The sequence below is a fragment of the Nocardiopsis xinjiangensis YIM 90004 genome (genome assembly GCF_000341145.1).
Taxonomy (GTDB): Bacteria; Actinomycetota; Actinomycetes; order Streptosporangiales; family Streptosporangiaceae; genus Nocardiopsis; species Nocardiopsis xinjiangensis.
This window is the reverse complement of record NZ_ANBE01000006.1, coordinates 201,141-215,491: the sequence shown is the minus strand read 5'-3', so window position 1 is coordinate 215,491 and position 14,351 is coordinate 201,141. Positions and strand designations below refer to the sequence as shown.

At 73.2% G+C, this 14,351-nt stretch carries 14 protein-coding genes; 4 read left to right on the top strand and 10 right to left on the bottom strand.

Annotation, left to right across the window (positions count from 1 at the left end):
- Positions 1 to 38 precede the first annotated feature (38 nt).
- The 5 genes from D473_RS0104165 to D473_RS0104145 all read right to left on the bottom strand — a co-directional run bounded on the left by D473_RS0104165 (position 39) and on the right by D473_RS0104145 (position 4,140).
- Positions 39 to 860 carry a class I SAM-dependent methyltransferase gene (locus D473_RS0104165; protein WP_017607833.1) on the bottom strand — a complete coding sequence of 274 codons (822 nt, stop codon included), beginning with the start codon at positions 858 to 860 and terminating at the stop codon, positions 39 to 41.
- On the bottom strand, positions 851 to 1,891 hold the full coding sequence (locus tag D473_RS0104160) for a glycosyltransferase (RefSeq protein WP_017607832.1): 1,041 nt from the start codon (positions 1,889 to 1,891) through the stop codon (positions 851 to 853). The genes D473_RS0104165 and D473_RS0104160 overlap by 10 nt, the downstream gene beginning before the upstream one ends.
- Before the next feature lie 2 nt (positions 1,892 to 1,893).
- Positions 1,894 to 2,277 carry a 6-pyruvoyl trahydropterin synthase family protein gene (locus D473_RS0104155; protein WP_017607831.1) on the bottom strand — a complete coding sequence of 128 codons (384 nt, stop codon included), beginning with the start codon at positions 2,275 to 2,277 and terminating at the stop codon, positions 1,894 to 1,896.
- Positions 2,278 to 2,374: 97 nt separating this feature from the next.
- Positions 2,375 to 3,349 carry a zinc-dependent alcohol dehydrogenase gene (locus D473_RS0104150; RefSeq protein ID WP_017607830.1) on the bottom strand — a complete coding sequence of 325 codons (975 nt, stop codon included), beginning with the start codon at positions 3,347 to 3,349 and terminating at the stop codon, positions 2,375 to 2,377.
- Positions 3,350 to 3,420: 71 nt separating this feature from the next.
- On the bottom strand, positions 3,421 to 4,140 hold the full coding sequence (locus D473_RS0104145; protein ID WP_051042955.1) for a CDP-alcohol phosphatidyltransferase family protein: 720 nt from the start codon (positions 4,138 to 4,140) through the stop codon (positions 3,421 to 3,423).
- A 297-nt stretch (positions 4,141 to 4,437) separates the two neighbouring features.
- Between D473_RS0104145 and D473_RS0104140 the strand changes: the two genes are divergently transcribed.
- The 3 genes from D473_RS0104140 (at position 4,438) to D473_RS0104130 (ending at position 6,738) form a co-directional block, all read left to right on the top strand.
- Entirely contained in the window at positions 4,438 to 5,274 is an 837-nt protein-coding gene (locus tag D473_RS0104140) for a hypothetical protein (protein WP_017607828.1), read from the top strand.
- Positions 5,275 to 5,399: 125 nt separating this feature from the next.
- Entirely contained in the window at positions 5,400 to 6,161 is a 762-nt protein-coding gene (locus D473_RS0104135) for a thioesterase II family protein (RefSeq protein ID WP_017607827.1), read from the top strand.
- A 55-nt stretch (positions 6,162 to 6,216) separates the two neighbouring features.
- On the top strand, positions 6,217 to 6,738 hold the full coding sequence (locus tag D473_RS0104130; RefSeq protein WP_026126589.1) for a GNAT family N-acetyltransferase: 522 nt from the start codon (positions 6,217 to 6,219) through the stop codon (positions 6,736 to 6,738).
- Positions 6,739 to 6,810: 72 nt separating this feature from the next.
- Here D473_RS0104130 and D473_RS0104125 read toward each other — a convergent pair whose 3' ends face one another.
- Both D473_RS0104125 and D473_RS0104120 read right to left on the bottom strand, forming a co-directional pair.
- Complete coding sequence (locus D473_RS0104125; protein WP_017607825.1) at positions 6,811 to 7,692, bottom strand: aldo/keto reductase; 882 nt, start codon at positions 7,690 to 7,692, stop codon at positions 6,811 to 6,813.
- Positions 7,693 to 7,795: 103 nt separating this feature from the next.
- Positions 7,796 to 8,581, bottom strand: a complete 786-nt coding sequence (locus tag D473_RS0104120) for an IclR family transcriptional regulator domain-containing protein (RefSeq protein WP_017607824.1) — start codon at positions 8,579 to 8,581, stop codon at positions 7,796 to 7,798.
- A gap of 195 nt (positions 8,582 to 8,776) precedes the next feature.
- Between D473_RS0104120 and pcaD the strand changes: the two genes are divergently transcribed.
- The gene (pcaD, locus tag D473_RS0104115) at positions 8,777 to 9,571 is read left to right on the top strand and encodes a 3-oxoadipate enol-lactonase (protein ID WP_017607823.1); all 795 of its coding nucleotides are present in this window, start codon (positions 8,777 to 8,779) and stop codon (positions 9,569 to 9,571) included.
- Between the two features lie 45 nt (positions 9,572 to 9,616).
- Here the strand turns inward: pcaD and D473_RS0104110 are convergent, their stop codons facing one another.
- From D473_RS0104110 to D473_RS0104100, 3 genes are all read right to left on the bottom strand, one after another.
- A complete protein-coding gene (locus D473_RS0104110; RefSeq protein ID WP_017607822.1) occupies positions 9,617 to 10,453 on the bottom strand; it encodes an SAM-dependent methyltransferase in 837 nt (278 codons plus the stop codon).
- Positions 10,454 to 10,650: 197 nt separating this feature from the next.
- Positions 10,651 to 11,313, bottom strand: a complete 663-nt coding sequence (locus D473_RS0104105; RefSeq protein ID WP_026126588.1) for a hypothetical protein — start codon at positions 11,311 to 11,313, stop codon at positions 10,651 to 10,653.
- On the bottom strand, positions 11,310 to 14,291 hold the full coding sequence (locus D473_RS0104100; RefSeq protein WP_017607820.1) for a DEAD/DEAH box helicase: 2,982 nt from the start codon (positions 14,289 to 14,291) through the stop codon (positions 11,310 to 11,312). Before D473_RS0104100 ends, D473_RS0104105 begins: the two co-directional genes overlap by 4 nt.
- Positions 14,292 to 14,351 lie beyond the last annotated feature (60 nt).

Below are 14,351 nucleotides of genomic sequence, written 5' to 3'. Positions count from 1 at the left end.
TTCGTCCTTGCTCCCCGGTCTCCCCGAGCCCCCGTGGCTCAACCGCGCGCCGGCCTCGGCCCGGCAGAGTCGCCACCCCGCTCGGCGGCCCGGGGCGGCAGGGCCAGGAGATCGGTGTGGTGCACGATCGCGCGCAGGCGTCCCTCGGCGTGTGCACGCGAGCGCCGTTCCAGGTAGGCGCGCCCGGGCAGAGCAGGATCCTGCTCCACGGCCGCGCCCACCCAACCGCGCAGCCACGCCTCGGTCAGCCCCGGATGGCGCGGGCCCAGGCGCCACGGACTGGGGAAACACCGCACCCGCCGACCCGACCCGCGCAGGACCCCGGCCATCAGGGGCGCCGCATCCGGGCCGAGGCGGCCCCCACGCCGCTGGTGGGCGTCGAAAGCGGCGGCGAACGCCTCGTCCCACGGGTCGGTCGGCGAGAACTCCACCCGTCCCGAAACCGTCAACGCGAACAGCGCCGGACATCCCAGCCGCACGACCGTGCGGGCCAGGTGCACGGCCTGTTCCCCGGTGAGCAGGTCCAGCAGGGCAGAGGCCGTCACCAGTGTCACCCCGTCCAGGTCAGAGGGGTCGAGGGCGGCCAAATCCGCTCTCAGGGTGCGTGCGGGGGCGGCAACCCCGCGTTCGGCCCGGGCCAACAGGGCGGGGTCGCGGTCGATGAGCAGCCACCGGCCCGGTCCCGGCAGGCGCGGTACCAGCCACCGACCCATGGCCCCGGTTCCGCAGCCCAGGTCGGCCACGAGCGCCCCATGGCCGCCCAGCAGGGCGGGCGGTTCGGTGGCGCGGGCCTCGGCATCGGCGTCCTCCCGCAGGGACAACCACTGGGGCGCGAACCCCTCCGTGTCGCTCAAGCCCACCTCTCACGGTCCAGGACGGCGGCCATCGCCCCGGCCGTCCGTTTCCATCCTGGCAAGGTCTGTCGCCGCAGGTGGGCCGAATGCCGCAGACGCCGGCGCAGCCCGGGATCGTGCCACCACCGGCGCAGCGCCCCGGCCAGGTCCGCGGGGTCGCCGGGCCGGGCGAGCAGGCCGGGCCGGGTGCCGTCCGAGGCCCGCCCCAGCGCTTCGGGGACCCCGCCGGCCTCCGTGGCCAGTACGGGCACGCCGCGAGCCAGGGCCTCGGCCACCGCCATGCCGTAGGTCTCGGAGCGCGAAGCCAGCACACACAGGTCCGCAGCCGACCAGCTCTCCTCCAGGTCCGCGCCGCTCAGGGGGCCGGGGAAACGTACCCGCTCCTGCCACCGGTGTTCCCGGACCACCGCCCGCAGCCGAGCGGCATGGGCGCCCCCGCCTGGCCCCACACAGGTCAGAGACCACCCGCTCGCCGACAGCAGGGCCAGCGCGGCCAGCAGCACCTCGTGGCCCTTGCGCGGGGTCAACGAGGCCACACACAGCAGCTGCGAACGCCCGTCCGTGCCCGGCGCCGGGGGAGCGGGGTCGGTCCCGGGCGCAACGGTGACCGCCCCCGACAGGCCGTGCTGCTGTTCCAAGTGGCGGCGGGCCCAGTCGCTGGTGGCCACCACCCGGCGCGCCGACCCCAGGGCACGGCGTTCCTTGGAGTGCAGCTCGCGTGCCTCGGTGTCGCCCAGGCCGCCCTCCAAGGCCAGTGGCAGATGCACCAGCACCACAAGCCGCAGGCGTTGCCCGTGCGGGGCCAGTACTTCGGGCACCCCGCACGCCACCAGCCCGTCCAGCAGCACAACGGTGCGCTCGGCGAGCCCCTCCAACAGCCGTGCCAGGCGCCGGCGGTCCCGCGCCGAGGGCACGGGCCAGGAACCGGGCACGGTGAGCACCCGCACCGGGTGCCCCAGGCCCCGCAGTTCCTCCGCCAGGCGCCGGTCGTAGACGTCGCCGCCGCTGGGGGCCGAGGACCCGGGCACCACGAGCACACTCAACACTCGAGCCTGTAGGAGGCCCAGGCCACGTGCGACTCGTGCAGGGTCACCTCCAGCCCGGCCAGGTCCTGCGCCCGGGCCCCGATCCGGTCGGCGAGCCGCTCGGCCACCACACGCGCCAGGTACTCCGAGGTGGTGTTGGCCCCGGCGAAGTCCGGTTCCTCGTCCAGGTTGCGGTGGTTGAGCTCGCCCAGCACCGCCGCCAACACGTCGGCGGCCTCGGCGATGTCGACGACCACCCCGTCGTTGTCCAGCTCCCTGCGGCGGAAGGTCGCATCGACCACGAACGTGGCTCCGTGCAGGGCCTGGGCAGGACCGAACGACTCACCCCGGAAACTGTGCGCGATCATCATGTGGTCGCGGACGGTGACGCTGTACACGCTGTTCCCTTCGACGAGACCGGTCGCCTCCTCGGGGCGAAGAGGCCCCTGCGCCCTTACCCCGCCCCGCGCGGCTCCACTCCGTGCGGGGCGGGCCTCACCCGTAGGCCACCCGATGGCACAGTGCCGGAAGGCTCCCGTCGGCCAGGCGCGGCAGGACCTGCGGCAGGTCCTCGAACCGGCTCTGCCCGGTCAACAGTGCGTCGAAGGCCGGGTCGGCGAGCAGACGCAACGCCAACGCCAGGCGTTCGGAATGGTCGTAGCGCGAGCGGCGGGCCGGGGAGATCATCCCGACCTGGCTGGCACGCACGGCCAGGCGCTGGGAGTGGAAGTCCTCACCCAACGGCACGATCACCTGGCGGTCCCCGTACCAACTCAGTTCCACGACCTCACCCTCCGGAGCGAGCAGGTCCAGCGACCGGGTCAGTCCGGACTCGGTGGCGCTGGTGTGGAAGACCAGGTCGCAGTCGGCGTCGGCGTCGGTGGGGGAAGCGAATCCCACCCCGAGGGCATCGGCGGTCTCGGCGCGCTCGGGCACCACGTCCACCAACTGCACCCGGGTCCCGGGAACACGGGAGACGAGCCGGGCCACACAGCAGCCCACCATGCCCGCGCCCACCACCGCCACCCGGTCGCCGACCTTGGGAGAGGCGTCCCAGAGCGCGTTGACGGCCGTCTCCACGGTCCCGGCCAGCACCGCGCGCTCGGCAGGAATGCCGTCGGGGACCAGGGACAGCGCCTCGACGGGGACCACGAAACGGTCCTGATGGGGGTAGAGGGTGAAGACGGTGCGCCCGAGGAGGCCGGCCGGGCCCTGCTCGACCTCGCCGACATTGAGGTAGCCGTACTTGAGGGGGCCGGGGAAGTCCCCCTCCTGGAAGGGGGCCCGCATGACCCCGTGCTGGTTCGCGGGCACGCCCCCGTCGAAGACGAGGGTCTCGGTGCCCCGGCTGATCCCCGAGTAGCGGGATCTGACCAGGGCCTGGCCCGCCTCCGGTGCGGGCAGATCCACGTCCCGGATCTCGCCCCTGCCGGGGGCGCTCACCCAGAACGCGCGGGCGGTGCGTCCCACGGTCGCTCCTTTCCTCGCGGTCGCGGGTCGGGTGCGGCGCGGCGGTCCCGGGGGACGGCACGCCGCCGTGCTCACCTTCTCAGGCGGGGAAAAACCGTGGCGGCCGGTCCCGGTTCGGCGGGAGGGCGCCGAAGCCACAGCCACCGCGCGTCCCGCCCGAAGGACCACACGAGCGCGGCCAGGGCACAACCCACCACGGCCGCCGAGGCCCACACGGGCACCACCGGTGCGGCCGCGACCACCAGAGCCACCCCCTGGAGCGCGGCCACCGCCTTGCGGGAGAGGCGGTCGGGCAGGGGGGCCTTCAGCCAGGGCCAGGGCACCGAGGCCGCCCAGAACACGTACCGGGCCGCGCCCACCAGCAGTACCCACGGCCCCAGGTCCGCGGCCACGTGCGCGCCCAACACCACGAGGGCGAACGCGTCGACCTCCATGTCGTAGCGGGCGCCGTGGTCCGAGGCGGTACCGGTGCGGCGGGCCACGGCCCCGTCCACCAGGTCCAGGGCCAGTGCGGCTGTGGCCAGCACCACCAGGGGCCAGGGCGGGCCGGCCTGGGCGGTCAGGGCCATCACCCCGCCCAGCAGTACCACCCGCACCGAGGTCACCGCGTCGGCCGGTCCAGGGATCCGGCCCCGCGCCGCCCGGCCCAGCAGCGTTGCGGCCGCGACCGTGTACAGCGCCCCGGCCGTCCACGCGGCCGCGCTCAGGCCCACACCCGCGGCCAGGGCCGCGAGAAGGCCGATCTGGGCCACAGCGCCGGTGGCGATCCACCGCAGCGGGGGTTCACACACCGGGCTCCCCTCTGCCTGTTCATGGTTCCTCGTTCCACCGCGCCACACATCCCCGGCGGTGCCCCGAGCCGAGCCGGTGAAAACCCGGCCGCCGACCTCCGTGAACACCATGCCGTCGCCCAGGGGCCGCACCCGTCGGTGGCCGCTTCCGGACACATGTGCTCATGTCCATCCCTGTCGGGCAGGTACCGGGTGGTCGCCGTGCGCCCCGGCCCCACGTCCGTCCTGCCGAGGGAGGGCTCCCTGACAGCGGGGCCCTGTACGGGCGACGGGGCGCCTGTACGAGAAAGGCCCTGATTGAGCACCGAGCACGACCCCCGCGTCCCCGCGGCCCCACCGCGCCGCGGACCCTCCCGCCCCCGGGGCGCTCTGATCCGGGCGTGGGCACGGTTCCTGTTGGGCCGCACGGCCGTGGCCCTGGGGCTGGCCGCCGGGCTCGTCCTGGTCAGTGGCCTGGGCCCGCTCCTGCGGGGTGTCGCCGACCCTGGTCCGGGGGCGCTCGGCGCCATCGTGCTCACCGAACCGGCCCCGCTCCTGTACCCCTGGTACGCGGTCGTGCTGGGCCACGCACTCCTGCTCTGCCTGCTCCCGCGCGGGCCCTGGCCCCCCTTCGCGGCCCTGGCCGGGGCGTTGCTGATCGCCCTCGCCTGGTTCTCCGTGCCTGCCCCGGCCTCCGTGGCCCTGTCCCCGGCCCCCTCCGGCGGAGCCGCCGATCTGGCCGCCGCGCTCTTCGGTACCGACGCGCCCCCGGCCGTCCAGGAAGCCACGGTCGGCGCCCTGGCCCGGATCGTGTTCGGGCTGTTGGTGGTGTGCGCGGCCCTGATGATCGCCCGCGACGTACGTGCGCCAGCCGTCCGGCCGCCTTCCTTCCGCTCCGGGGCGGCGTCGGTGGCCGCCGGTGCGTGCGCGCTCCTGGCCCTGGTCGCCCTGGTATGGAGCGCGGCGCTGCTGTACACGCTCGTGACCGGGGGCGCGGCCCTGCGCGAGGGGCCCTTCGGAGCGTTCGTGGTACCGGACACATTCGCGCCCGGGCGTGGCTGGGCCGAACGCGGCGCCGCTGCCCTGACACTGGTGGCCATGCCCCTGCTGTACGCGGGTGTGCAGGGCACACGCACCCTGCTGCGCCGCGGCTGAGCCGGACCGCGGAGCGGCCCGAAGGGGCGCCTGGCGAACCTTTCGGCGTCCCCGCTTTTATTACTGGCTGGTAAGTTCGCCGTGTTGTGGCGGCCCAGGCCGCGTCCCGGCGACGGAGGAGACCAGTGCACCAGGGGGCCATGACCAGGCTCAAGACCGTTCCCGACTGCCGGTTCCGGCTCTTCGTCCTGCACCACGCGGGTGGAACGGCACAGGCCTACCGGTCCTGGGTACGGCACTTTCCCGACGACTGGGAGATCTGCCTGGTCCAAGCGCCCGGACGCGACACCGCAGCCCACCTCGAACCCTTCCGCGACGCCCGCGCCCTGGCCCGCTACCTGGCCGAGGCCACCGCCGGCCTGCGCGACCGCCCCTACGGCCTCTTCGGTCACAGCATGGGCGCCCTCGTCGCACACGAGATCGCCCACCACCTGCTCGCCGACCCGACCGAACCCGCCCCCGCCTGGCTCGGTGTCTCGGCCTGGAGCCCTGCCCACGGGCCCGAACGCGACGCGCCCCGGCACCTGCGCACCGACGCCGAACTGCGTGAGATCGTCGCCGGGATGGGAGGCACCCCCCGTTCCGCCCTCGCCGACCCCGATCAGTGGGCCCAGATCGCCCCCGTCGTACGCGCCGACCTGAACCTGGTCGACACCTGGCGCCCCGACCCGGCCCGGCTGCCCCTGCGCCTGCCCCTGTCGGTGCTGGGCGGCGCCGACGACCCGGGTATGCCGCCCTCCCGCATGGCGGCCTGGCGTGACCACACCGACGGGCCGCTCGTGCACCACACCCTGCCCGGGGACCACTTCTACTTCGTCGGGCGCACACGCGAGGTCGTGAACCGCATCGTCACCGACGTCCGCGCGGCCGTGCCCGCCGCCGTGTGAGAGCGATCGCCCGCCCCCCCTGTTGCGGTGCTTGGTACCGGGTTACCGTTGTGCTATGAGCCTTGAGTTGTCTACTGACCGACTCCTCATCCGGGAATGGGAGCTGGACGACGCCGAGGAGGCCCTGCAGGTCTACGGGGCCGACGAGGTCGCGCACTGGCTGACACCGGAATGGCGACCGGTGAACGACACCGACGCCATGCGTTCGGTCCTGCACGCCTGGATCGAGTCGGGACCCAACCTGATGCCGCCCGCCGGACGCTGGGCCATCGCCCGCCGGGAGGACGGACAACTGGTGGGAGGGCTCTCGGTGAAGCTCCTTCCGCCCTTCGAGGAGGATTTCGAACTCACCTGGGCCCTGCGCCCCGACGTCTGGGGACAGGGCTACGCCACCGAGGCCAGCCGCGCGATCACCGAATGGGCCTTCAAACAGGGCATCGAGGAGATCTTCGCGGTCGCCCGGCCCGACAACGAACGCGCCATCGCCGTGGCCCGCCGACTGGGCATGGAATGGGTCGGCGAGACCGAGAAGTACTACGACATGACCCTGCAGGTCTTTCGGCTGCGCCCCGGGTGACGCGCCCACCGAACGTCCGCGCCGGGGGCCGGGCGGCCGCGCCGCCCGGCCCCCGACCCGTGCCGGAACCCTTCAAGAACCCAGGAACTGGCTGATGCGCTCCACCTCGGACCCCGACAGGCGCACCGAGGCCGCGGCCGTGTTCTCCTCCAGGTGCGCCACCCGGGAAGTCCCCGGGATCGGCACCATCACGGGGGAGCGGTACAACAGCCACGACAGGGCCAATTGCGCAGGCGTGAGCCCGTGCTCCCCGGCGATCGCGGCCAGCGGTGAGTCCGTGCCCGCCATCTCCCCGCGCGCCACCGGAGCCCACGGCATGAACGCCGTCCCGTCCTTCTCGCACTGCTCCAGAACGTCCTCGGACCGGCGGAAGGAGGGCGCGTACTGGTTCTGCACCGAGGCGATCGGGGTGATGGCGCGGGCGGCGCTGAGCTCCTCCACCGTCACCTCGCTCAACCCGATGTGGTTGATCTTGCCCTGTTCCCGCAGCTCCACGAGCGCGCCCAGCTGGTCGGCCAGGGGCACTTCGGGGTCGATGCGGTGCAGCTGGAACAGGTCGATGCGCTCCGCGCCCAGATTGCGCAGGCTCAGCTCGGCCTGCTGCTTGAGGTAGGCGGGACGGCCCAGCTTGTGCCACTGCGAGGGACCGGTGCGCGCCAGCCCGGCCTTGGTCCCGATGACCAGGTTGTCCGGATAGGGGTAGAGCGCCTCGCGGATCAACCGCTCACCGATCTGCGGCCCGTAGGAGTCGGCGGTGTCGATGAAGGTGATACCCAGCTCCACCGTCCGGCGCAGCACGGCCAGAGCCTCGTCGCGGTCCCGGGGCGGGCCCCACACCCCCTCGCCCACGAGACGCATCGCCCCGAAACCCAACCGGTGGACCGGAAGGTCCCCGCCGATGCGGAAGACCCCCGACTGCTCGGCGACGTGCGGTGTGGCGTGTACGTCGGTCACGGTACTCCTGACGTCTTGCTGGTCTGCGGCTTCGGGGAAGGATCTCAGGGCGGACCGGGGGCCGCAAGACGCCGCGGGACGCGGAAGCGGGCGTCCTCACGGATCAACGCCGCTCGACCGCCCGCAGGTCGGTCTCGATGCGCTCGGCGGCCGTGCGCAGTGCCGGCAGCAGCTCCTCCAGCACCTCGTCGATCGAGGTGCGGTTGGCGTGCGCGGAGATGTTGACCGCGGCCACCACCTCGCCGGAGCCGTCGCGGACCGGCATCGCCAACGACCGCAGGCCCTCCTCCAGCTCCTGGTCGACCAACGCGTACCCCTGCCCGGCCACCCGTTCCAGCTCGGCGCGCAGCTGCGCGGGGTCGGTGATGGTGAAGCGCGTCAACGCGGGCAGCTCCACCCGCTCCAGGTAGGCGGCCCGCTCCTGCTCGCCGCGCCCGGCCAACAACACCCGCCCCATGGACGTGGCCGAGGCCGGGAACCGGGTCCCCACCGTCACCGACACGGTCATGATGCGCGAGGCCGCCGACCGGGCCACGTACAGCACCTCGTCGCCGTCCAGTACCGACGCCGACGCCGACTCACGCACCCGCGCCGACAGGTCCTGCAGATGCGGCTGGGACACCTCCGGCAACCCCGCCGAGGCCACGTAGGCATACCCCAGGTCGAGCACGCGCGGAGTCAACGAGAACAGGCGTCCGTCGGTGCGTACGTATCCCAGGTCGGTGAGAGTGAGCAGGAACCGTCGCGCCGCCGCCCGGGTCAGGCCGGTCCCGCGGGCGACCTCGCTCAGGGTCATCGTCGGTTGTTCGGCCGAGAAGGCGCGGATCACGGCGAGCCCGCGCTCCAGCGACTGAACGAAGTGCCCGCCGCGGGCCTGGTCTTCGGACATGGCCGAGCCTTCCTGGTGTCGGGTGTGCTGAAACCGATGTTCTCATGCCGCACGGGACCCGTGGGACGCCAGGGTTTCCTCCAAGCCCTGCGGCACAGGCGATCCCGGCCACGGGACCCTGCGCCGGCGTCACGGAACCGCACCGCGGGTAGGACCGGGGCGAGAGCCACCCGACCCGAATGGAGTACGGACACGTTGAGCGTCGACCTCCACCACACCGTGAGCGGTCCCGAGGACGCCCCGCCCCTGCTGCTGGGCGGCTCCCTGGGATCGACCGCGCAGATGTGGCAACCGCAGGCGGAGGCCCTGTCCACGCGCTTCCGGCTCGTGCGCTTCGACTTGCGCGGCCACGGCAGCTCACCCGTGCCCGACGGCCCCTACAGCATGGCCGACCTGGGCGAGGACGTCCTGGCCCTGATGGAGCACCTCGGCATCGGCCGTGCCCACTACGCCGGGATCTCCCTGGGCGGCATGATCGGCCAGTGGATGGCCGTCAACGCCCCCGACCGCATCGACCGCCTCGCGCTGCTGGCCACCTCGCCCTACCCCGGTGCGCCCCGGAACTGGACGGACCGCGCCGCCCTGGCCCGAGAGAAGGGGCCCGGAGCCCTGGCCGATGCCGTCGTGGGACGGTGGTTCACCGAGGACTACGCCCGCGCCCACCCGGACGAGGTCGGCGAGCTGCGCGACGGCATCGCCGGTACCCCCGCCGAGGGGTATGCCGCTTGCTGCGAGGCCGTTTCCCGGTGGGACATACGCGAGGACCTGCCCCGCGTGGGAGCCCCCACCCTGGTCATCGGCGGCGCCCAGGACGCAGCCACCCCCGTGCAGGACAACGCCGAGCTCATCGCCCAACGGGTGCCCCACGCCCAGCTGGTGGTGCTCGACCACGCCGCACACCTGCTGTCCTGGGAACAGGCCACGCGTGTGAACACCCTCCTGAGCCGGCACATGGCCCCTGAGTACGGGGAACCCGGCTCACAGGACTGATCCGTGCCGCGGTGTGCCCCCGCCGCGCGGGGGCACACCGCACCCTCAAGGTTTGACCGCCACCCCCGACAGCTCCCACAGCGTGGTCTTCTCATCGGTCGGCCGTTCGACCGGGGACCGGTCCGGGTGGCGCCAGCTCGCGCAGTCGACCACCCGCGGGCCCTCCTCGCGCCCGTCCGGCCACGCACTGACCGGCACCAGGCCGTCGAAGGCCGCCGCCGCCTCACGGGGGGAGCGCACCCGGCCCCACGGGGTTCCGAAACCTTGCATCTGCTCGGTCAACCACGTGGCGGTACCGCTGTCGTCGGAGACGAGGTGGGAGTAGATCAGGTACGACCCCGAGGGCAGGCGCTCCAACGTCTCGCGCACCACGTCGAAGGGGCGGTCGGAGTCGGGCAGGCAGTGCAGGATCGACACCAGCATCAGACACACCGGAAGGTCCAGGTCGATGAGCGCACGCACCTCGGCAGAGGCCAGGATCCCGTCGACGTCGCGGATGTCGCTGAGCACGAACGCGGTCCCGACCCGGTCGGTCAGCAGCGCTCGGCCGTGCACCAGCACCACCGGGTCGTTGTCGACGTAGACCACACGCACGTCACGGCCGGCCCGCTGGGCCACGTTGTGGGTGTTCTCGACCGTGGGCAGCCCCGCGCCCAGGTCCAGGTACTGCACCACGCCCTGCTGGGCCACGTGGTCGACCGCCCGGGTCAGGAAGGCGCGGTTGCCCAGGGACAACGTGATTATTTCGGGGATGCGTTCCAGTAGGACACCGGCCGATTCCCGGTCCACGGCGAAATTGTCCTTGCCCCCGAGAAAATAGTCGTACATCCGTGCGACGCTGGGCGTGCGCATGTCGACACCGGGGGGAAAACGTTCGTTCATGGCGTTGTGAGGCCGCCTCGACCCGGAAGCGGGTCTTCGGCCTCTGCCTCCTTCTCGGTGGGCGTCGGAACGCGTGAGGGGCGCCCCCGAAAGGCACGCGGGGACACCGCCGTAAGGCGCATCGTAGAACGCACACCGCTGACAGGAACGGGTTTTCGGCGAGAAATTCGGCGGAAGGGCCTTCTTTCGCCGCGTGCTCACGTGCGGCGGTCGAACACGGGAAGTTCGTCCAGGAGCGGGCCCGGAGCGGCGGCCTGTACCCGCACGCCCGCCTCCGCCAGGCCCTGCGGCAGGGCAGGCAGCTCCGGCGCCGACCAGAACACCGCCGCCGACGCCGGGTCCGCGACGTCCTCCTGCGCTGCCTCCTCCTGCGCTGCCTCAGGGGAGCCCCCGCCGTTCTGCTGCGCAGCCGCCGCGGACACCCGCGCCGTAAAAGCGGCCTTGTCACCACCGGCCCACCGCACCAGCACGAACGGGTCCGCCTCGGCCCGCGCCCCCAGCTCGGCCACGAGCGCACCCAGGTGCCCGCACACCGAACTCCATTGCGCGCATGTGCACGAGGCCGCCAACGGGTCCCACCCCGGGGGCACCAGCGGCAGACCCACCACCGCGAACACCCGCTCCGATTCCACCGGCAGCCGCCCGTCCAAGGACGGGCCCCGAAAGACCGGTTGGGAGGCCAGGGCCGCACACACCCGATCCCAATCCTTCTCCTCGGCCACCGGACGGATCAGGCTCACCTCGTGCCCGGCCACCTGCGCCCCCACCTCACCGGGGCGCACCGACCACCGCTCCACCGGGCCCGGCGCACGCTCCGGGACGGGCAGCGCCTCGGCCACCAACCGCGCCCACGTACTCAACCGGCCACCGCCTCCGGTGCCAGACGCACCACCTCACGCAGTTCCGACACCGACAACTGCGCCAGCCGTTCCTCACCCGTGGCGACCACACCCTCGGCCAGCGCACTCTTGCGCGCCATCATCTCCTCCACCCGCTCCTCGAGCGTGCCCACGCACACCATCGTGCGCACCTGCACGTCGCGGCGCTGGCCGATACGGAAGGCCCGATCGGTGGCCTGGTTCTCCACGGCCGGGTTCCACCAGCGGTCCACGTGCACCACGTGGTTGGCCGCGGTCAGATTCAGCCCCGTCCCGGCCGCCTTGAGGGAGAGCACGAAGACCGCCGGACCCCCGGTGTTCTGGAAACGCTCCACCATCGCCTCCCGCTCCGCACGCGGGGTCCCACCGTGCAGCCACAGCACCGGCACACCCAAACGCGACCGCAGATACGGGGCCAGGCGCTCACCGAAACGCGCGTACTGGGTGAAACACAACGCCTTGTCGCCCTGGGCCGCCACCTCGCCCAGTACCGCCTCCAGCCGGTCCACCTTGCCCGACCGGCCCGCCAGCGCCGACCCGTCACCCAGGAACTGCGCCGGGTGATTGCAGACCGCCTTCAACCGCGCCATCGTCGTCAGGACCAACCCCTTGCGTTCACGCTCGTCCGCCTCGTCCAGACGCCGCACCATCTCCTCCACCACCGCTTTGTACAGCGAGGCCTGCTCGGGCGTGAGGGTGCACCAGGTGCGCACCAGGTGTTTCTCGGGCAGGTCCGAGATGATGGACCGGTCGGTCTTGAGCCGCCGCAGCACGAACGGTCCGGTCAGGCGCCGCACCAGGTCGGTGTGCTCACCCGCGCCCTGTTCGGCCTCGGCCCGCTCGCCCACCGCCCGCCGGAAGTCGGCCGCGCCGCCCAACAGCCCCGGGTTGGCGAAATCCATCACCGACCACAACTCACCCAGGTTGTTCTCCACCGGTGTGCCCGTCAGCGCGATCCGGGTCGCGGCCGGCAACGACCGCACTGCCCGCGCCTGCCGGGTGTCGTGGTTCTTCAACGCCTGGGCCTCGTCGCACACCACCCGGTGCCAGGGCAACGCTGCCAGCTCCTCACCGTCCCGCGCCACGACCCCGTAGGTCGTCACGACCAGATCGCAGGCTCCCACCAGACGCGCCAACGCGTTGCCCGAGGGACGGTCGGGCCCGTGCTGGACGTGCACCCGCAGGCCGGGGGCGAACCGTTCGGCCTCTCGCCGCCAGTTGCCCACCAACGACACCGGACACACCAACAGCGTCGGCCCCGCCGCGGCGCCCTCGGCGCGTTCGTCGGTCAACAGCGCCAACAACTGCACCGTCTTGCCCAGGCCCATGTCGTCGGCCAGAACCGCACCCAGCCCCAGCTCGCCCATGAACCGCAACCAGGACGCACCGCGGTCCTGGTAGGGACGCAGTTTCCCCGAGAACCCCGGCGGGGCACCCATCGGCCGCAGCTCGGCCCGGGCCCCGCCGTCCAACAACTGCCCCAACGGACCGTCGGCGACCACGTCGGCCACCGGGAGCGGGGCCCGTTCCACCCCCACGGCCATCCGCAACGCCTGTTCACGGCGCATCCGGCCCTGCCGGCGCATCGCCGCCAGGGCCCCCTCCACCTGAGCGGGGTCCATCTCCGACCACCGGCCGCGCACCCGCACCAACGACCGTTTGAGCCGCGCCAGCTCGGCCAGTTCCTCCAGCTCCGCCCGGTCCAGGGGCCCGCCTTCACCGTCGGCGCCCAACAGCGCCTCGAAGGAGACATCGACCAGGTCGGTGGGGCCCACCCCGCCCTTGCGGGGCCGGCCCTGGTCGTCGGAGACCGTCATCCGCAGCCCCAGCGCCGGGCGGCCCGCCCACTCGGGCAGTACCACCGCAAGGCCGGCCGCGCTCAACCGCGGCGCATACCGGGACACGAATTCCTCGGCGCCGTCGGTGCGCAGGCTCAGGTGCGTGGGCGCCGCCTGCCCGGCCACCCGCCGCAGCGCCGGATAGTGCCGGGCGGCCACGCGCAGGTCGGCCGAGGCAGTGGTCCCCACGTCCTCGGGCAGCCAGGCCGTGCCCTCGCCCGACCACCCCTGCGCCAGCGGCAGCCGCAACCCGGGATCGGCGGCCGAGCGCACCCAGAACTCCACCGACCACAACTGTGGGCCCTCGCCCTCGGGCTCACGCAGCAGGAACAGCAGCTCGGCCCGGCCCGCGCCCCGGACCCTCGAGCGCCACCGCCGCAGAGGCGTACGCAGACGTTCGGCGGACTCGGGTTCCACACGTGCGTCATCGCCGGTCAGAGCATGTGTGAGCGCGCCCTCCGGAGAGACGGCCCGCTCGGGGCCGGGGTGCACCGGCGCGTCGGCGCGCTCGCGGGCCACGGCATCGGTGAGCAGTTCCACCGGCGCGAGCACACACCGGCGGGCCACCGTGTCGGCGTCGGCGTCCCGCAGGTGGGCACGGCCCGCCGGGGGCAGGGCGGCCGTCAGCGCCGACAAATGGCGTTCGGCCTGCTCGACCGGGGCCGGGCGCCACCGTGCACGGGCCGGGCGGCCCACGAGGTCGGGCAGCACACACCCGGTCCCCACCAGGTGTTCGGCGAAGTCCAGCACCGCCCCCAGATGCTCCAGAGCCGGGCCGCGAGCGACACCCTGCGGTACCGGGGCGGACAGGAACCGCACCGCCTCGCTCGGGGGCAGGCGCACGGCCGGCACCGTCCAGGGGTGGGCGCCGGCCGGGCCGGTGTCCTGCCCGGCCAGGGACGAGTGCACCGGCCCCGTGGTGTCCCCCGGCAGAGTCAGGACGAGCTCGCCGACACGCCCGCGCACCCCGGCACCGGACAGCACCGGAACCAGCCTCTGCGCCCGGAGCGCGAAGGGATGGGCCCCGGCACGGGAGGGCCGCCGCGCCACCGGCTCCGCACGCTCGGCCTCACCCCAGAGCGCGAGCGCATCGCCGTCCCACACCCCGTGCAGTACCAACACCCTCGACAACCTCCCCGACCGGTCGTTTCCTTGCGCGCCCAGTATCGCCGGGTGCCACGA